Source organism: Agromyces cerinus (assembly GCF_016907835.1).
Taxonomy (GTDB): domain Bacteria; phylum Actinomycetota; class Actinomycetes; order Actinomycetales; family Microbacteriaceae; genus Agromyces; species Agromyces nitratus.
In genome coordinates, this window is record NZ_JAFBCT010000001.1 from 3,086,164 (window position 1) to 3,103,808 (window position 17,645).

The following is a 17,645-nucleotide window of genomic DNA, read 5'->3' on the forward strand; positions in this document are numbered from 1 at the left end:
GGAAGGCCCCGCGATGCCCCGACCCTTGGTCGACCTGTTGTGGCGCGACAGCCCGAGTGCGCCGGCGGGCGGCAGCCGTGGCCCCCGGGCGCGCTACTCGACCGGCGACGTCGTGGCACGCGCGATCGCCCTCGCCGACGAGGGCGGCATCACCGCCGTCACCGTGCGCGCGCTCGCGCAGTCGCTCGAGATGACGGCGATGTCGGTGTACACCCACGTCAACAGCCGCGACGACCTGCTCGTGCTGATGGCCGACCACGCGTGCGCGCGCATGACGTCGACGCCGTTCGGGCGGGCGGCGTGGCGCACCCGGGTGCGCCGGGTCGCCGACGACAACCTCGCGCTCCTGCGCGCTCACCCCTGGTTGCTCGACGTCGACGACCCGCGCACCGCCCTCGGCCCCGGGACGATCGCGAAGTACGACCACGAGCTGCGCGCCTTCGACGGCACGTCGATCGGCGACATCCAACGCGATGCGGCGCTGACGTTCGTGCTCGACTTCGTGCGGTCGTCGGCCTCGAGAATCGTGACGCGTCCCGCGACCGGCGAGTTCGGCGAGCTCTGGGAGGAGTCGGTCGCGAGCCTTGCCCGCTACGTGGGCGACGACTTCGCACTCGCGCAACGGGTCGGTCGCGCGGCCGGGGAGGCGATGGGCGGCCCGCACGATGCCGAGAGGGCATGGGAGTACGGGCTGGACCGGGTCATCGCCGGACTGGGCGACGCGATCGGCGGTTAGTCTCGCACCGCCGCCTCGAGCTCGAACTCGCCCTCTGCGAGCCCGCGGTCGAAGTGCCGTACGACGACTTCTTCTGCAACGGCTGGGGCGTGTTCGCGCAGGTGAACTCGCAGACGATCGCCGCGAACCCGCACGGCGGATTCAACTCGTACTGGCCGACCATGCCGCCGCGCGCGCCGCGGGACTGAGGTTCGCCGTCACGCCTCGCCGGGCCGGGCACGGGCAGCCGCAGAGCGCGTGGGCGCGAGGGGCGGCAACGAGATCCCGAACGCGGTCGCCGTCGGCCACGCACCACCGATTGCGAACACCACGAGCACCGGAACGACGAACACGAGCAACCCGCCGAACCAGGTGAATCCGAGCCAGGCGACGGCCGCGGCCGTCGCGACGGCGGCGATCGGGCCGAGCGGTCGCCGCGCCCCCGCGAGGAACGACGCGAGCGCGATCGTCCTCACGGTCACGTCGGCCCGCACTGTGCCGATCGGCACGGCGACCACCGCGATGAGCACGCTGACCACCGTCAGCGCCGTGCCCGCGACCGCAAGCACCTGGAAGAACACCGAACCTGACGATGCCGCCACTGCGGCGGCGAACGTGCTCCACGCGGCGAGCAGGCATGGAATCGAGATGAAGACTCCGACGACCACGAGGCGACGCGTCAGGCCGGGACGCGTGTCTTCGAGGTCGAAGAGTTCACCATGAAGTCGATCGACGGCCCACAGCACGGCCGGGGCGCTGAGCAGGCCCACCAGGACCCACGCCGCGGGCGCTGCCGGCCCGAGCACCCATCCCGCCAGCACGTAGGCCAGCAGAGGCACCACGCCCGCCACGACGAGCGCGGGCGAGGACCGCCAGGTCGCGGCGGGGAGCCGCTGCAGCACCGGGTCCGCGGGCGACGGTTCCGCGCGCATCGACGTCATCCCTTCAGGCCCGTCGATGCGACCGATTCGACGATCTGCCGCTGGAAGGCCAGGAACACGACCAGGAGCGGGAGCACCACCATGGTGATCGCGGCGAACACGACGACGGCCGGAGCCGCACCGAACCCGTTCTGCAGCGTCACCAGGCCCAACGGCAGCGTCATGTTCTCAGGACTCGACAGGAAGATGAGCGGCCCGAAGTAGCCGTTCCAGGAGGCCTCGAAGCCGAGGATCGCGAGTGCGGCGATCGCCGGGCCGGACAGCGGAATCAACATCCTGAACAGGATCCAGAAGTGGCCGGCCCCATCGATCCGTGCTGCTTCGTCGAGTTCACGCGGGATCGTCTTGAAGTACTGCGTGAGGAAGAAGATCTGGAACACGTTGATGAGCGCCGGCAGCCAGAGCGACGCGAGCGTGTCGACCAGGCCGACCTGGCGCATCATGATGAAGATCGGGATGATCACCAACTGCGCCGGCACCATCAGGGCCGACAGCATGACCACCATCAGGATGCGGCTGCCACGGAAATCGATGCGGGCGAAGGCGTAGGCGGCGAAGACGGAGAACAGCAGCGCACCGGCCGTGGAGATGACGGCGAGCAGCAGCGAGTTGCCGAACTGCTGGAAGAACGGCATGTACTCGAAGACGTCGACGAAGTTCTGCAGCGTGAACGGCACTGGTATCCAGCTCGGCGGACTCGCGAACGCGAACTCCGGCTGGGTCAGGCTCTGCACGATCAGCCAGACCAAGGGCGAGACCATCAGCACACCGAATACGACGAGGACGACGTCGACGACGATCCCGCCAGGGCTCCGCCTCCGCGCCTTGCGCCGGCCAGATCTCTCCAGTGCGACGAGGACGTCGCCGGTTCCCGTCGTCATGGGCTGAGGAAGCACCTTCATGACTCGTGCACCCACCTTCTCCGGCCGAGGAACTGCAGGAGCGTGACTCCCATGACGATGACGAACACCAGGAGAGCGACCGCGGCGGCATAGCCCATGTCGAAGGCCTGGAAGCCCTTCTCGAAGAGGTACATGATGATCGTCGTGGTCGATCCCTGCGGCCCGCCCTTGGTGATGATCTGGATCGGATCGAAGATCTGGAACGCACCGATGAACGTGATGATGGTCGCGAAGAACATCGTCGGCGACATCAGCGGCAGCGTGACGGTCCAGAAGATCTGCCACGAGCTGGCGCCGTCAGTGCGTGCCGCCTCGATCAGCTCCGACGGAACGGTCTGGAGGCCCGCGAGCATGATGATGAACGTGAATCCGAGCGTGTGCCACAGGTCGATGAAGATGATCGCCGGAAGCGCCCATGCGGGGTCGGCGAGGAAGTTGGGCAGCTCGATGCCCACCATGGCGGCGTACTGCCCGACGTACCCGAACGTGGGATCGAGCACGTACTTCCAGAGCAGCGACACCGCCGCCCACGAGATGAGGAACGGGAAGAAGATCGCGACTCGTGCGAAATAGCCGACCACCCGGCTGATGAGACTGTTCACCGCCAGGGCGAGCAGCAGCCCGAACAGCAGGTGGGTCACGATGGACGCGAACGCGAACACGAACGTGTTCCACAGCACTCCCGGAAGCTCCGGGTCGGAGAACAGCCGTTCGAAGTTCGCCATTCCGACGAACTCCGGCTGCGTCAGCAGGTCCCACTTCAGGAACGCGAGCACGATCGCGAAGACGAACGGTCCTGCCACGAAGACCAGGAAGAGGAGGACGGCAGGACTGACGAACATCCAGCCGGCGGCCTCGGCGCGGCGTCGCTGGAGCAGGGCTCCAGGACGCCGCGCCTCGATGGTGTCGTTACTCACCGACCAGGGACTCCAGCTCGGCCTGCGCCGCATCCAGGGTCTTCTGCGCCTCGCCCTGTCCTGCGATGATCGTCGCCCAGGCCTCTTCGATGACCTTCTGGGATTCGGCACCCTGATCGATCGACGGGATGGGAGTTGCGAACGACATCGCTTCACTCAGCCGCACCGTTCCTTCGGGAGCGTTGTCGGTGAACGCCGGGGAGTTCGCGACCGATTCGCGCGCGGGTACGATCGTGCCGCCGATCTCAGCGAAGTACTCGCCCGCCTCGCTCGACATCAGGAACTTGATGAAGGTCCACGCGGCCTGCTTGTTCTCGCTGTTCTTGGTGATGTTCCACGCGTCCCAGCCCACCGGCGATCCGTTCGTGGTCTGCGTCGGCCAGTTGACGACGACCGTCTTGTCGACCATGTCCATGTCTCGGATTCCGAGCACCGGCCAGCGGCCGCCGTTGAGCGTGGCGAGCTTGTCCTGCTTGAACGCGGTGTTCCCGTCGAACTGCCCGCCCGGCTTGGGCGCCAATCCCATCTCGACGAGGCTCCGAGCGAACTCGGCCGACTCGACGGCTTCGCCGGTGTTGTAGGTGGGCTTCGTCCAGTCCTCGTTGAACGTGCTCGCGCCGTTCGTCGTCAGCCACGGCATGACGTCGACGAAGTAGCCCGATCCCGCGCCGGTGAGGTAGGCGCCGGTCTTCTCCTTGATCTGCTTGCCTGCGGCGACGAACTCGTCCCAGGTCCAGTTGCCGTCCTCCGGGATGGGGACGCCGGCCTTGTCGAAGACCGACGTGTTCAGGTACATCGCCATCGTGTTGAACCCGCCGGGGATGAACACCGTCTCACCATCCGGGCCCGAGGCGAACTCCTCGTTGAACTTCTGCAGGTTCGGGCTGATGTCGCTCCAGTAGTCGTCGACGACGTCCTGGTCCTGTTCGATGTACGGGGCGAGATCGGTGAGGATCCCCTTCGACGCGAAGAGCCGCTGACCCTCGGTGGCCACCTGGATGATGTCGATCTTCTGCCCACCCGCGAGCCGCGTCGCGACGGTGGTCGAGAAGGTCGCCCAGTTGCCGCTCGGGATGCCGACGGCCTTGAGCTTGATGTCGGGGTACTCCTTGTTGAACTCGGCGAAGAGCGCGTTGAACGCCTTCTGCTGGTCGGCATCGCCCATGTAGACGAAGCTCAACTCACCGCTGTCGGGGCTGCCCTCCGCCCCAGTGCCGCCGCCACCGCCGGCGGTGCACCCCGCCATCATCATGCTCGCTGCGGCGATGACCGCGGCCGCTTTCGCCAGGCCTTTCACTCTCTTGTGCATTCGTCCCTCCTCAGGAACTCGACTCATCGGTGAGTCGGTGCTGTGGCCGGTCAGGGAGCCCGGTCCGGTTCGATCAGACCGGCGCACCGCCGCTGCGGATCGCCTCTGATCTCGTCTCGGCGTCAGCGTACGCGAAATCGATTTCATGCGCAAGGGTCGCGATGTCGCGCGCGAGGATGTCGTCCATCACTCCGCGCGCTCCAGGTCGACCGAGAACCAGAAGACGTTGTACGGACCCCAGAGCGACAGCGTGAAGTAGACCCGCCTGCCACCCTCGCCGACGTATCGCGGATTCATGTACGGCGAATAGAGGCCCGGGTAGTCCACGGCCGAGACCATCTCGATCGGCTCGCCCCACGGCCCCCACGGTGTGATGCCCTCGCGCATGTAGGCGTTGCCGCCGTCGGAGTAGGTCATGAGCCACCGGTCGAGGTAGCCCGACCACATGACCGACAGCTCGCCGATCGTGCCATCGACGATCGTCGTCGCGGCGGCCATGTCGCTGCTCCACTCGGGTGCGCCGTCCCCGGACGTGCCCGTGAAGTACGTGTACGCCGAGGCATCCTCGACCGCTTCGACCGTCGCCGGCACCCGCATGAGCTGCACTCCCCCGAACCGTCCGGCCGGAATCGACCAGAAGTAGACGTACTCGGTGCCGTCCTCCTCGACGTTCGCCGCCGCCACCTGGACGAAGTTCGAGTCGCCGGGCCAGCGCGGCGCGTCGAGCGTCGTCCAACTCGCGCCCTCGTCGGTCGACTTCGCCAGGCCGGTGTAGTTCGCGTCCCACGCGCCCGGCTCGCCCCAGAACTTCACCGACATGTACGAGAGGTAGAGGGTGTCGCCGATCGCGAAGCCGTACGTCGGGATCTTCGTCACCTCGCCCGCGCCGTCGTTCGCATCGTGGTCGCCTTCGACGAGCGCGGCGGCCCACCCGAGGTCTTCAGGCGTCCAGCCGTCGAATGTCAGGCCGTCGCTCGGGTCGTCGTCGGTGGTCCACGCGGAGACGTTCGAGCGCCAGTTGCCGCCCTGCCCGCCGTAGGCGTCGGGGGCGCGGTCGCCGAACGTGTCCCCGAAGAGCAGGAAGGTCTTGTCGCCCAGGTTGACCATCGAGCCGAGGTCGGTGCCCGCCACGGCCGCCGATTCGGTGTCGTTGATGGCGTCGGGCCCGGTGAGCTTCGCGATCTCGGTCAGGTTGCCCACGCCTTCGAGCACGAAGGGCTTGTCGGGGTCGGGGTCGACGCTCACCGGCCCGCCTCCCCCACCGCCCTGGACGCAGGCTCCGAGCACAAGGGCGACGGATGCCCCGAGCGCAAGGCTCCACGGAACACGAGTGCTGCTGGCATGGCGCATGATCCTCCTCGATCGTCACCGACACGATACGTCGACGGCCGGGATTTTGAAACCGATTTCAGCATTGAGGTCGATCGCGTGGAATCATTAGCAAGGCTAATTTGTTACACTAAGCAATATGACGGATGTCGCGCGCCCTGCTCCTGCCGCTCGTTCGACGCCTGCAGCGCCGACCCGAGCACCGGCCGCACGTCGCCGAACCCTCGCCGAGCAGAGCACCGAACTGCGCATCGCGATCATGCGCCTCTCCCGCCGGCTCAGGCAGGAGCGCACCGAGACCGAGCTCAGCGGCTCGCAGTTCTCGACCCTCGGCTGGATCTCGACCGAGGGCCCGCTCACCATCGGCCGGCTCGCCGAGCTCGAGCGGGTCACCGCGCCGTCGATGAACCGCACGGTGAACTGCCTCGTCGACGCGGGCTACGCCACCCGTACCGCGTCGCCCGATGACGGGCGCAAGGTCATCGTCTCCGCCACCGAGGCAGGCGAGACGATCGTGCTCGAGACCCGCCGACGCCGCGACGCCTGGCTCGCCAAGCGCTTCGCCGCACTCACCCCCGCCGAACGCGAGACGCTCGCCGAGGCCACGACCATCCTCAGGAGGCTCACCGACCAGTGAGTGCAATGTTCAGATCCCTCGCCCACCGCAACTATCGAATCTGGTTCATCGGCGCCCTCGTCTCGAACGTCGGCGCCTGGATGCAGGCCACCGCCCAGAACTGGGTGGTGCTCACCGAACTCACCGACAACGACGCCTTCGCCGTCGGCATCACCATGGCCCTGCAGTTCGCGCCGCAGCTGCTGCTCGTGCCGATCACCGGCCTCATCGCCGATCGCTTCGACCGCCGCAAGATCCTCATGGTCACGCAGACCCTGCTCATGCTGCTCGGGCTCGCGCTCGGCCTCCTGCTCGTCTTCGGCCACGCCGAACTCTGGCACCTCTACCTCTTCGCGCTCGCCCTCGGTCTCGTGAATGCGATCGACAACCCCGCGCGCCAGACGTTCGTCTCCGACCTCGTCTCGAACTCCGACATGTCGAACGCGGTCGCCCTGAACTCGGCGTCGTTCAACACCGCTCGCATGATCGGCCCCGCCGTCGCGGGCTTCCTCATCGTGCTGGTCGGCTCGGGCTGGGTCTTCATCATCAACGCCTTCACCTTCCTCGCGGTGCTCGGCGCGCTCGCGATGCTGAAGGGCAGGCAGCTGAAGCGCTCTCCACGTGCGCCCCGCGCCAAGGGCCAGTTCGTCGCCGGCTTCCGCTACGTCGCGGGCCGGCCCGACCTCGTCGTCGTCTTCGTCATGGTGTTCCTCATCGGCGCGTTCGGCATGAACTTCCCGATCTTCTCGTCGACGATGGCCGTCGAGTTCGGCCGCGGCGCCGGCGAGTACGGGCTCCTCTCGTCGATCCTCGCGATCGGCTCGCTGACCGGGGCGCTCCTCGCCGCGCGACGCGAGCGGGCGCGCATCCGCGTGGTCATCCTCGCCTGCGCGTTCCTGGGCTTCGCGACGCTCACCGCCGCCCTCATGCCGACGTACTGGACCTTCGCCGCCTCGACGATCCTCATCGGGCTCGGCGCGGTGACGATCCTCACGACGGCGAACGGCTACGTGCAGACCACGACCGAGCCCGAGCTGCGCGGCCGGGTGATGGCGCTGTACATGGCGATCCTCGCGGGCGGCACCCCCATCGGCGCCCCGATCGTCGGCGCCGTCGCCGACGGCATGGGTCCGCGCTGGGCGCTCGGGCTCGCGGCCGTCGCCGCGATGGTCGCGGCGCTCATCGGCCTCGGCTGGCTCGTCATGTCACGGGGAATGCGGCTGGCGCGGCATCCGCGGTACGCATGGCGCCCGACGGTGCAATTCTCGGATGCCCCGACCGCGGCCATCGCGGCCGTGACCACGCAGGCCGTGCCGACCATCGGGGTCGATCAGCTCGAGCGCGAGATCGAGCGGGAGTTCGGCCGGGATCGCGACGCCGAGCGCGAGCGCAGGATCGACCGCGACCGTGAGCGCGCGTCGGAGCGCGAGCGCGAGCTCGTTCCGCGTGTGCCGAACGACCGGCTCGTGCCCGCCGACTTCTCCGAAGAGGTGGCGCTCACCTCGCCGATCCGCCTGCCGAAGCCGCGCACCTAGCCCCGATCCCGGCGCTGCTCCCCCGCTCCCGCTCCCGGGCGCCACTCCACGCGGGGTGCCGTCGAGATGACGCGTGTTGTCGGTACCCGCGGCCGCGAACCGACAACATGCGTCCTCTCGATGCAGGAGGGTGAGCGCGAGAGGGTGCGGGCGGGGCGCGAGGGCAGCGCGCGGTGCAAGAGCGCGGCGCGAGCGTCGCGCGAGCGCGACGGGTCAGATGACGCCGAGGGCGAGCATCGCGTCGGCGACGCGCGTGAATCCGGCGATGTTCGCGCCGACCACGTAGTCGCCCGGCACGCCGTACTCGTCGGCGGTCGCGGCGGTGCGCTCGTGGATGCCCGCCATGATCTCGGACAGTCGCTCCTCGGTGTGCTCGAAGCCCCACGAGTCGCGCGAGGCGTTCTGCTGCATCTCGAGCGCTGAGGTCGCCACGCCGCCGGCGTTCGCAGCCTTGCCCGGCCCGAAGAGCACGCCGGCCTCGCGCAGCACGCGGATCGCGCCCGGCGTCGTGGGCATGTTCGCGCCCTCGGCGACCGCGACGACGCCCGAGGCGACGAGCTTCACGGCCTGCGCCTCGGAGAGCTCGTTCTGCGTCGCGCAGGGCAGGGCGACGTCGATGCGCTCGGCGCTCTCGATGTCCCAGACGGATGCACCCGGCAGGAACTTCGCCCGGCCACGGCGCTCATCGGCGTAGACCGAGATGCGCTCGCGGCGCCGCTCCTTGATGTCGCGCAGCAGCGCGAGGTCGATGCCGTCGGGGTCGTGGATCGCGCCCGAGGAGTCGGAGGCGCCGACGACGATGCCGCCGAGGGCGTGCACCTTCTCGATCGCGTAGACGGCGACGTTGCCCGAGCCCGAGACGAGCACGCGGGCGCCGTCGAACGAGCGGCCCTTCGTCGCGAGCAGGTGCTCGGTGAAGAACACGGCGCCGTAGCCCGTTGCCTCGGTGCGCACGAGCGAGCCGCCCCAGGTCACGCCCTTGCCGGTGAGCACGCCCGACTCGTAGCGGTTGGTGATGCGCTTGTACTGGCCGAAGAGGTAGCCGATCTCACGTGCACCGACGCCGATGTCGCCGGCAGGGACATCCGTGTACTCGCCGATGTGACGGTAGGCCTCGGTCATGAAGGACTGACAGAAGCGCATGATCTCGCCGTCGGACCGGCCCTTGGGGTCGAAGTCGCTGCCGCCCTTGCCGCCGCCGATGGGCATGCCGGTGAGCGCGTTCTTGAAGACCTGCTCGAAGCCGAGGAACTTCACGGTGCCGAGCAGCACCGACGGGTGGAAGCGCAGCCCGCCCTTGTACGGGCCGAGCGCCGAGTTGAACTGCACGCGGAATCCGCGGTTGATGCGCACCTGGCCGGCGTCGTCGACCCACGGCACGCGGAAGATGATCTGCCGCTCGGGCTCGCAGATGCGCTCGAGGATCGACGCCTGCACGTACTGCGGGTTCTTGTCGAGCACCCGCCCGAGCGAGTCGAAGACCTCGCGCACGGCCTGGTGGAACTCCACCTCGCCGGGGTTGCGCCGCAACGTGTCGGCGTAGATGTCTTCGATGGTGCTGCGGTTCGGCAACGCGCGCCCTTCTGTCGAACGGATGCCACGTGGTGCATGTCGCGCGCGGCCATTCCACACTACCCAGTGTCGAGGAAGCCTCCGCACGTATGACGTGGCGGCGGGCGGGCCCCCGAATCTAGCCGCGACCGCCGGTCGATTCGCGCACCACGAGCTCGGGCTGGAACACGACGCGCTCCTGCGCGGACTCGCCGCCGGCCTCCTTGAGCATGAGGTCGACCGCGGTGTAGCCGATGAGGGCCGCCGGCTGGCGGATCGACGAGAGCGGCACGACCGCGGCCGATGCGAAGTCGATGTCGTCGTAGCCGATGAGGGCGATCTCGCCGGGCACGTCGATGCCGCCCTGCATCATGAGCGCCTGCAGCACACCCATGGCGAGCAGGTCGTTCGCGGCGAAGATCGCATCGGGGCGATCGGATGCCGCGCGCTCCCTGATGCCCGCTGCGGCGGCCCGGCCGGCGAGCACGGTGAGCGACTCGGTCGCGACGACCTCGAGCGTCGCACCCGTCGATTCCGCGACGGCGCGACGCGCGCCCGCCAGGCGATCGGCGACCTGGCGGATGCCCACGGGCCCGCCGACGAATGCGATGCGGGTGCGGCCGGTCTCGATGAGGTGGCGCACGGCGAGGTAGCCGCCGACCACGTCGTCGACCGAGACCGAGGAGAAGCTCTGATCGGGCACCTCGCGGTCGACGAGCACGACGGTCGTGCCGCGATCGCGCAATCGCTGCAGGCGCGGGAGGTCGTCGGCGAGCGGCGAGATCAGCACGCCGGCGACCCGCTGCTCCTCGAAGAGGTCGAGGTAGGCGCGTTCGCGGTCGGTGTTCTCGTCGCTGTTGCCGAGCAGGATCGTCATGCCGTCTTCTGCTGCGCGGTCTTCGGCGCCGCGGGCGACGTCGGTGAAGAACGGGTTGCGCACGTCGAGCACGACGAGCCCGATCGAGCGGCTGTGCCCTGCACGGAGCTGCCGAGCCGCGTCATTGCGGATGAAGCCGAGCTCCTCGATGGCCGCGGTGACGCGGGCGACCGTGGTCGGCGCCACCTTGTCGGGGCGGTTCAGCACGTTCGAGACGGTGCCCACCGATACGGATGCCGCTGCCGCGACATCACGGACACTCACCGCCATCTCCCCAGCCTTTCCCACGCTCGTCGGCGAACTCTGCAGTGAAACGTACCATCGGCTCGTTTCGACGACTTGACATCGTTCCGCGGTCGCCGTAAATTGCTCACGTTCACCTGAATTAAAACGATTCAACCACGCGGGGTCCGCCCCCGCAGTTTAGGTCCAGATCAATGACGATTCCCTCCGGCGCTCCCGAGCCCGCTCCGGCGCTCGAACTTCGCGACATCCAGAAGTCGTTCGGCTCCGTCGTAGCCCTGCGCTCCGGCACCATCGAGGTCGACGCCGGTTCGATCCACGCCCTCGTCGGCGAGAACGGCGCCGGCAAGTCCACCCTCGTGAAGATCGTCGCCGGCCTCTATCGCCGCGACGCCGGCGTGTTCCGCCTCGAGGGCGCCGACGTGGACTTCACCTCCACGGCCGACTCGAAGGCCGCGGGCATCGCCGTCATCTACCAGGAGCCGACCCTCTTCCCCGACCTCTCGGTCACCGAGAACGTCTTCATGGGCCGCCAGCCCGTCGGCCGGTTCGGCCGCATCGACCGCAAGGCCATGCGGGCGGAGGTCGACGGCCTCTTCCAGCGGCTCGGCGTGCGGATCGACCCCGAGCGTCCCGCCGACGGCCTCTCCATCGCCGACCAGCAGGTCATCGAGATCGCCAAGGCCATCTCGCTCGACGCCAAGGTGCTCATCATGGACGAGCCGACCGCTGCGCTCTCGGGCGTCGAGGTCGACCGTCTCTTCCAGATCGCACGGAGCCTCCGCGACGAGGGCCGGGCGCTCATCTTCATCTCCCACCGCTTCGACGAGGTCTTCGACCTCTGCGACACCGTCACCGTCATGCGCGACGGCGCCTACATCTCCACGAGCCGCATCTCCGACACGAACGTCGACGAGATCGTGCGACAGATGGTCGGCCGCGACGTCACCGATCTCTTCCCGAAGCAGGAGACCACGATCGGCGCACCGCTGCTCGAGGTCGAGGGCCTCACGAGCGCCGGCGTCTTCCACGACATCTCCCTCACCGTGCGCGCGGGCGAGATCGTCGGCCTCGCGGGCCTCGTCGGCGCAGGGCGCAGCGAGGTCGCCCGTGCGATCTTCGGCGTCGACCACTACCAGGCCGGCTCCGTGCGCCTGAACGGCAAGCCGGTGCCGGCGAAGAGCCCGACCGCCGCGATGCGCCTCGGCCTCGCCCTCGTTCCCGAGGACCGCCGCAAGCAGGGCCTCGTGCTCGATTCGAGCGTCTCGCGCAACACGACCCTCGCCATCCGCTCGCAGCTCGCGAAGTTCGGCATCATCACCTCGGGCTTCGAGAACCGCGCCGCCCGAGTCTGGGCGAGCCGACTCGAGGTCAAGACGAACGCGCTCAGCACGGTCGCGGGAACCCTCTCGGGCGGCAACCAGCAGAAGGTGGTGCTCGGCAAGTGGCTCGCGACCGAGCCCACCGTGCTCATCATCGACGAGCCGACCCGCGGCATCGACGTCGGCACGAAGGCCGAGGTGCACCGCCTGCTCTCCGAACTCGCCGGGCAGGGCATGGGCATCCTCATGATCTCGTCCGAACTGCCCGAGGTGCTCGGCATGGCCGACCGCGTGCTCGTGATGCGCGAGGGGCGCATCACGGCCAAGATCGACCGCGCCGACGCGACATCCGAGAACGTCATGTTCGCCGCGACCCACGCCGAGGAGCAGCACTCGTGAGCACCGCGACCACCACCCCCACCCCCACTTCCAACGTGACGAGACGCCTCAGCGCGATCGGCAAGGCCCGTGAACTCGGGATCCTGCTCGCCCTCGTCATCGTCGTCATCGCGGCGACCGCCGCGAACCCGAACTTCCTCTTCAGCGCAGACGGATGGCGGGACCTCCTGCTGACTCCGTCGATCCTCGTGCTCGTGGCGGTCGGGCAGGCGATCGTGCTCATCACCCGCAACGTCGACCTCTCGGTCGGCTCGGTGCTCGGCCTGACCGCCTACCTGACGGGCCGGCTGTTCATCGACCTTCCGGGCATCCCGATCATCGCGGTCTTCGTCATCGCGATCGCGTTCGGCGGCGTGCTCGGTCTCATCAACGGCGCCCTCGTCGCGTTCGCGAAGGTTCCGGCCATGGTCATCACGCTCGGCACGCTCTACGCATACCGCGGCATCAACGTGCTCTGGACCGGCAGCGACCGCATCAACGCCTCCGACCTGCCGAAGAGCTTCCTCGCGCTCGGCACCGAGCAGTTCCTGACGATCCCGATCCTCACGATCATCGCGCTCGTCGTGCTCATCATCGCCGGCTGGTACATGAAGAACACCCGCGGCGGCCGCGAGTTCTACGCGATCGGCTCCGACCCGGCCGCCGCCGAGCTCTACGGCCTCCGCGTCACGCGGCGCCTGCTCACCGCGTTCGTGCTCTCGGGCGCCCTCGCGGGTCTCGGCGGCGTGCTCTACGCGGCGCGCTACGGCACGATCAACTCGCAGGCCGGGTCGGGCTGGGAGCTCGACGCGGTGGGGGCCGCCGTCATCGGCGGCGTCGCGATCGTCGGCGGCGTCGGCTCGGTCTGGGGCGCCGCCATCGGCGCAGTGCTCCTGCTCACGATCAACCGCGCCCTGCCGATCCTCGGCATCCCCGATTTCTGGCAGCGCGCCGTCGTCGGCGTGCTCATCATCGGCGCCATCGTGCTCGACCGCGTGCTCGCGGTGCGACAGAAACGCAAGCTCATCGAGGCAAGGGACGACAGCTGATGTCGAGCATCACCCAGACCACGCCCGCTCCGGCATCCGTGCGGCAATACCGCGACTACGACCAGCCGCTGTGGAAGCGCGTGCTGCTGACCCGCGAGATGGCCATCATCGCGCTGCTCATCGTCGTCGTGATCGTCGCGTCGATGACGGTGCGCGGCTTCGGCCAGCCGATCACGCTGACCTACCTGATCCTCGACGTCACGCCGATCCTCCTCATCGCCCTGCCGATGACCCTCATCATGATCACCGGCGAGATCGACCTGTCGGTGGCGAGCATCGTCGGCCTCTCGAGCGTGATCACCGGTGTGCTCACCCACGGCGGCATGCCGTTCGAGATCGCGGCGCTCATCGCCCTCCTCGTCGGCGGCGTCGGCGGTGCGATCAACGGGTTCCTCGTCACGGTCGTCGGCCTGCCGTCGCTCGCCGTCACGATCGGCACGCTCGCGCTGTTCCGCGGTCTCGCGGTCGGACTCCTCGGCACCACCGCGGTCACCGACTTCCCCGAGTTCTGGACCGACCTCGCCAAGGCGAAGCTCGGGGCCACCGGCATCCCGCTCGTGATCATCCCGTTCCTCGTGCTGCTCGCGATCTTCGCGGTGGTGCTGCACTTCACCCCGTTCGGTCGCGGCATCTACGCGATCGGCCTCTCGAAGGAGACCGCCGCCTTCTCGGGCGTCGACGTGGGTCGCACGAAGTTCATCCTGTTCGTGCTCGCGGGCCTCGTCTCGGCGCTCGCCGGTATCTACTACACGCTGCGCTTCGGCAGCGCCCGCGGCGACAACGCGACCGGCATGGAACTGCAGGTCATCGCCGCCGTCGTGCTCGGCGGGGTCAGCGTGTTCGGCGGCCGCGGCGCGCTGCACGGCGTCATCGCCGGCGTGCTGCTCATCGGGGTGCTCGCGAGCGCGCTGCGCCTCGCCAACGTCACCTCCGACGTCATCAACATCATCACCGGGGCACTGCTCGTGATCTCGGTGGTGTCCTCGAGCTTCCTCGCCTGGCTGCGAACGCGGCGCCAGGCCCCGGGAGGGAAACCGCGCGTCGAGGTCTCCACAGCAGGGTAACCAGACCGCACCACCGTCGATGCGACCAGGTCATCGACGCCATCCATATGAAGGGACGAACAACGATGTTGTTTCACAAGAAGACCCGGGCAGCAGCCCTCGCCGCGCTCGCGGTGAGCGTCGCCCTCGTCGCGACCGGCTGCGCAGCCGGCGACTCCGGCTCCGGCTCCGACGGCGGGGAGGGCGACGGCGGCAACCTGTCGATCACCTTCCTGCCGAAGAACCTCGGTAACCCCTACTTCGACACGTCGAACGCGGGTGGCGAGGAGGCCATCGAGGAATTCGGCGGCACCTTCGCCGAGGTCGGTCCCGCCGAGGCCACGCCCGACGGCCAGGTCAGCTACATCAACACCCTCACCCAGCAGGGCGTCGGCGCGATCGCGGTCTCCGCGAACGACCCCAAGGCGATCTGCGACGCCCTCAACGAGGCGCGCGACGCCGGCGTCAAGGTCGTCACGTTCGACTCCGACACCAACGCCGACTGCCGCGACCTGTTCGTGAACCAGGCCGACTCCGAGGGCATCGCCAAGGTGCAGGTCGACCTCATCGCCGAGCAGATCGGTGATGCGGGCGAGATCGCCGTGCTGTCGGCCTCGGCCAACGCCACGAACCAGAACGCCTGGATCGACCTGATGAAGGAGGAGCTCGCTGCGAACCACCCCGACATCGAGCTCGTCGAGGTCGTCTACGGCGACGACGACGACCAGACGTCGTTCGACAAGACCGCGGCGCTGCTGCAGACCCACCCGAACCTCAAGGGCATCGTCTCGCCGACCACCGTCGGCATCGCGGCCGCTGCTCGCTACCTCCAGACCTCGGAGTACCAGGGCAAGGTCGCACTGACCGGCCTCGGCACCCCGAACCAGATGCGCGAGTACGTCGAGGACGGCACCGTCACGGCGTTCGCGCTGTGGAACCCGGCCGACCTCGGCTACCTGGCCGCGTTCGCATCGAAGGCGCTCATCGAGGGCGACATCACGGGCGCCGAGGGTGACACCTTCGACGCGGGCAAGCTCGGCGAGTACACCGTCGGCGCCGACGGCGTCGTGCTCCTCGGCGACCCCTACGTGTTCGACGCGGAGAACATCGGCGACTTCGACTTCTAGTCGATCGCGGGGCTCTGCGCGGCGTCTCACCGCGCAGAGCCCCAACCCGTTCCCGGCATCGATGCCGAGAGCGAGGAGGAGCCGGATTCCCCGCTTCGAGCGGTTGCGGAATCCGTGCCCCTTCCCTAGCATTGAAACGATTCATTCATCCGGATGAACCGATGATCCACCACAGGACGGAGCGGGCCATGAGCGAGGCGGACACCACGCAGCGCGTCTGCTTCCAACTGCAGGTCGACCCCGCCCGCCTCGACGAGTACCGCAGCCGCCACAAGGCCGTCTGGCCCGACATGCTGCGCGCCATCGAGGCATCCGGTCGTCGCAACTACTCGCTCTTCCTGCGGGCCGACGGCCTGCTCATCGGCTACTACGAGACCGATGACGACGCCGCATCGCAGGCGGCCCTCGAACTCGACCCGCGCACCGCAGCGTGGGAGGCCGACATGGGCGGGTTCTTCATCTCCCTCGGCGGACGCCCCGACCAGTCCGCCCCACGACTTCCCGAGGTGTTCCACCTCGAAGACCAACTCGCCGCGCTCGACTCCGAGCACTCCGCGACGCACGACTGAACACGCACCAGAAACCGGAAAGAGCCATCGTGAGCATCCTCCCAACCGACGTCCTCGGCCAGCTCGAGCAGCAGTCCATCGAACTCCCGAGCTGGGCGTTCGGCAACTCGGGCACCCGCTTCAAGGTCTTCGCGACGCCGGGCACTCCTCGCGACCCCTTCGAGAAGATCGCGGATGCCGCGCAGGTGCACCGGTTCACCGCGCTCGCCCCGAAGGTCGCCCTGCACATCCCGTGGGACAAGGTCGACGACTACTCGGCGCTCCGGGCGCACGCCGAGGAGCACGGCGTCGAGCTCGGCACGGTCAACTCGAACACGTTCCAGGACGACGACTACAAGTTCGGCGCCCTCACCCACGAAAGCGCCGGTGTGCGCCGCAAGGCGATCGACCACCACCTCGAGTGCATCGACATCATGCACTCGACCGGCTCCCGCGACCTCAAGATCTGGCTCGCCGAGGGGTCGAACTACCCCGGTCAGGCCGACCTGCGCGGCCGCCAGGACCGCCTGCACGAGTCGCTGCAGGAGATCTACGCCCGCCTCGGCGACGAGCAGCGCCTCGTGCTCGAGTACAAGTTCTTCGAGCCGGCGTTCTACCACACCGACGTTCCCGACTGGGGTACGAGCTACGCCCAGGTCGCCGCGCTCGGCGACAAGGCCATGGTCTGCCTCGACACCGGCCACCACGCCCCCGGCACGAACATCGAGTTCATCGTCATGCAACTGCTGCGGCTCGGCAAGCTCGGCAGCTTCGACTTCAACTCGCGCTTCTACGCCGACGACGACCTCATCGTGGGCGCGGCCGACCCGTACCAGCTGTTCCGCATCCTCTTCGAGGTGATCCGCGGCGGCGGCCTGAACAACCCCGACGTCGCGTTCATGCTCGACCAGTGCCACAACGTCGAAGACAAGGTGCCAGGTCAGATCCGCTCCGTGCTGAACGTGCAGGAGATGACGGCTCGCGCGCTCATCGTCGACACCGACGCGCTTCGTGCGGCACAGCTGTCGGGCGACGTGCTCGAGGCCAACCGCATCTTCATGGACGCCTTCTACACCGACGTGCGCCCGGCCCTCGCCGAATGGCGCGAGTCGCGGGGCCTGCCCGCCGACCCCATGGCCGCCTTCGCGGCATCCGGCTACCTGCAGCAGATCGCGGCCGACCGCGTCGGCGGCGTGCAGGCCAGCTGGGGCGCCTGAGCCTCCCCGACCACCCTCCGCACCAC

The 17,645-nt window shown here is 68.5% G+C and carries 17 protein-coding genes; 10 read left to right on the top strand and 7 right to left on the bottom strand.

Annotated features, from left to right (window positions below; all coding sequences use genetic code 11):
* The first annotated feature begins 13 nt into the window (after window positions 1-13).
* Window positions 14-736 carry a TetR/AcrR family transcriptional regulator gene (locus tag JOE59_RS14380; protein WP_204461484.1) on the top strand — a complete coding sequence of 241 codons (723 nt, stop codon included), beginning with the start codon at window positions 14-16 and terminating at the stop codon, window positions 734-736.
* Between the two features lie 53 nt (window positions 737-789).
* The gene (locus tag JOE59_RS19205) at window positions 790-924 is read left to right on the top strand and encodes a hypothetical protein (RefSeq protein WP_498037909.1); all 135 of its coding nucleotides are present in this window, start codon (window positions 790-792) and stop codon (window positions 922-924) included.
* Between the two features lie 9 nt (window positions 925-933).
* On the opposite strand, the gene JOE59_RS14390 is transcribed toward JOE59_RS19205, so the two are convergent.
* The 5 genes from JOE59_RS14390 to JOE59_RS14410 all read right to left on the bottom strand — a co-directional run bounded on the left by JOE59_RS14390 (window position 934) and on the right by JOE59_RS14410 (window position 6,134).
* Window positions 934-1,647, bottom strand: coding sequence for a hypothetical protein (locus JOE59_RS14390; RefSeq protein ID WP_204461487.1), 714 nt, complete (start codon window positions 1,645-1,647; stop codon window positions 934-936).
* Window positions 1,648-1,652: 5 nt separating this feature from the next.
* Entirely contained in the window at window positions 1,653-2,537 is an 885-nt protein-coding gene (locus tag JOE59_RS14395) for a carbohydrate ABC transporter permease (RefSeq protein ID WP_204461489.1), read from the bottom strand.
* 17 nt (window positions 2,538-2,554) lie between these two features.
* A complete protein-coding gene (locus tag JOE59_RS14400; protein WP_204461491.1) occupies window positions 2,555-3,475 on the bottom strand; it encodes a carbohydrate ABC transporter permease in 921 nt (306 codons plus the stop codon).
* On the bottom strand, window positions 3,468-4,784 hold the full coding sequence (locus JOE59_RS14405; protein WP_204461493.1) for an ABC transporter substrate-binding protein: 1,317 nt from the start codon (window positions 4,782-4,784) through the stop codon (window positions 3,468-3,470). Before JOE59_RS14405 ends, JOE59_RS14400 begins: the two co-directional genes overlap by 8 nt.
* A gap of 186 nt (window positions 4,785-4,970) precedes the next feature.
* On the bottom strand, window positions 4,971-6,134 hold the full coding sequence (locus JOE59_RS14410) for a glycoside hydrolase family 183 protein (protein WP_204461495.1): 1,164 nt from the start codon (window positions 6,132-6,134) through the stop codon (window positions 4,971-4,973).
* Window positions 6,135-6,252: 118 nt separating this feature from the next.
* Here JOE59_RS14410 and JOE59_RS14415 point away from each other — a divergent pair, with 118 nt between their 5' ends.
* Window positions 6,253-6,750, top strand: coding sequence for a MarR family winged helix-turn-helix transcriptional regulator (locus JOE59_RS14415; RefSeq protein ID WP_204461497.1), 498 nt, complete (start codon window positions 6,253-6,255; stop codon window positions 6,748-6,750).
* Between the two features lie 5 nt (window positions 6,751-6,755).
* Window positions 6,756-8,264, top strand: a complete 1,509-nt coding sequence (locus tag JOE59_RS14420) for an MFS transporter (RefSeq protein ID WP_204461498.1) — start codon at window positions 6,756-6,758, stop codon at window positions 8,262-8,264.
* A gap of 213 nt (window positions 8,265-8,477) precedes the next feature.
* Here JOE59_RS14420 and gdhA read toward each other — a convergent pair whose 3' ends face one another.
* Both gdhA and JOE59_RS14430 read right to left on the bottom strand, forming a co-directional pair.
* Window positions 8,478-9,836 (bottom strand): NADP-specific glutamate dehydrogenase, encoded by a 1,359-nt coding sequence (gdhA, locus tag JOE59_RS14425; RefSeq protein ID WP_239560273.1) that lies wholly within the window; start codon window positions 9,834-9,836, stop codon window positions 8,478-8,480.
* 118 nt (window positions 9,837-9,954) lie between these two features.
* Window positions 9,955-10,962, bottom strand: coding sequence for a LacI family DNA-binding transcriptional regulator (locus tag JOE59_RS14430; protein ID WP_204461499.1), 1,008 nt, complete (start codon window positions 10,960-10,962; stop codon window positions 9,955-9,957).
* A 167-nt stretch (window positions 10,963-11,129) separates the two neighbouring features.
* Between JOE59_RS14430 and JOE59_RS14435 the strand changes: the two genes are divergently transcribed.
* The 6 genes from JOE59_RS14435 to rhaI all read left to right on the top strand — a co-directional run bounded on the left by JOE59_RS14435 (window position 11,130) and on the right by rhaI (window position 17,619).
* A complete protein-coding gene (locus tag JOE59_RS14435; protein ID WP_204461500.1) occupies window positions 11,130-12,656 on the top strand; it encodes a sugar ABC transporter ATP-binding protein in 1,527 nt (508 codons plus the stop codon).
* Complete coding sequence (locus tag JOE59_RS14440) at window positions 12,653-13,684, top strand: ABC transporter permease (RefSeq protein WP_204461501.1); 1,032 nt, start codon at window positions 12,653-12,655, stop codon at window positions 13,682-13,684. Before JOE59_RS14435 ends, JOE59_RS14440 begins: the two co-directional genes overlap by 4 nt.
* The gene (locus JOE59_RS14445) at window positions 13,684-14,748 is read left to right on the top strand and encodes an ABC transporter permease (protein WP_204461502.1); all 1,065 of its coding nucleotides are present in this window, start codon (window positions 13,684-13,686) and stop codon (window positions 14,746-14,748) included. The genes JOE59_RS14440 and JOE59_RS14445 overlap by 1 nt, the downstream gene beginning before the upstream one ends.
* Window positions 14,749-14,813: 65 nt before the next feature.
* A complete protein-coding gene (gene rhaS / locus JOE59_RS14450; RefSeq protein WP_204461503.1) occupies window positions 14,814-15,854 on the top strand; it encodes a rhamnose ABC transporter substrate-binding protein in 1,041 nt (346 codons plus the stop codon).
* Between the two features lie 188 nt (window positions 15,855-16,042).
* Entirely contained in the window at window positions 16,043-16,423 is a 381-nt protein-coding gene (locus JOE59_RS14455; protein WP_204461505.1) for an L-rhamnose mutarotase, read from the top strand.
* Window positions 16,424-16,452: 29 nt separating this feature from the next.
* Window positions 16,453-17,619, top strand: coding sequence for an L-rhamnose isomerase (gene rhaI, locus JOE59_RS14460; RefSeq protein ID WP_204461508.1), 1,167 nt, complete (start codon window positions 16,453-16,455; stop codon window positions 17,617-17,619).
* Window positions 17,620-17,645 lie beyond the last annotated feature (26 nt).

Coding starts and splice junctions, on each gene's coding strand:
- JOE59_RS14380 (WP_204461484.1), top strand. CDS start 14: ATGCCCCGACCCTTGGTCGACCTGTTGTGGCGCGACAGCCCGAGTGCG.
- JOE59_RS14390 (WP_204461487.1), bottom strand. CDS start 1,647: ATGCGCGCGGAACCGTCGCCCGCGGACCCGGTGCTGCAGCGGCTCCCC.
- JOE59_RS14395 (WP_204461489.1), bottom strand. CDS start 2,537: ATGACGACGGGAACCGGCGACGTCCTCGTCGCACTGGAGAGATCTGGC.
- JOE59_RS14405 (WP_204461493.1), bottom strand. CDS start 4,784: ATGCACAAGAGAGTGAAAGGCCTGGCGAAAGCGGCCGCGGTCATCGCC.
- JOE59_RS14410 (WP_204461495.1), bottom strand. CDS start 6,134: ATGCGCCATGCCAGCAGCACTCGTGTTCCGTGGAGCCTTGCGCTCGGG.
- JOE59_RS14415 (WP_204461497.1), top strand. CDS start 6,253: ATGACGGATGTCGCGCGCCCTGCTCCTGCCGCTCGTTCGACGCCTGCA.
- JOE59_RS14420 (WP_204461498.1), top strand. CDS start 6,756: ATGTTCAGATCCCTCGCCCACCGCAACTATCGAATCTGGTTCATCGGC.
- JOE59_RS14430 (WP_204461499.1), bottom strand. CDS start 10,962: ATGGCGGTGAGTGTCCGTGATGTCGCGGCAGCGGCATCCGTATCGGTG.
- JOE59_RS14435 (WP_204461500.1), top strand. CDS start 11,130: ATGACGATTCCCTCCGGCGCTCCCGAGCCCGCTCCGGCGCTCGAACTT.
- JOE59_RS14445 (WP_204461502.1), top strand. CDS start 13,684: ATGTCGAGCATCACCCAGACCACGCCCGCTCCGGCATCCGTGCGGCAA.
- rhaS (WP_204461503.1), top strand. CDS start 14,814: ATGTTGTTTCACAAGAAGACCCGGGCAGCAGCCCTCGCCGCGCTCGCG.
- JOE59_RS14455 (WP_204461505.1), top strand. CDS start 16,043: ATGAGCGAGGCGGACACCACGCAGCGCGTCTGCTTCCAACTGCAGGTC.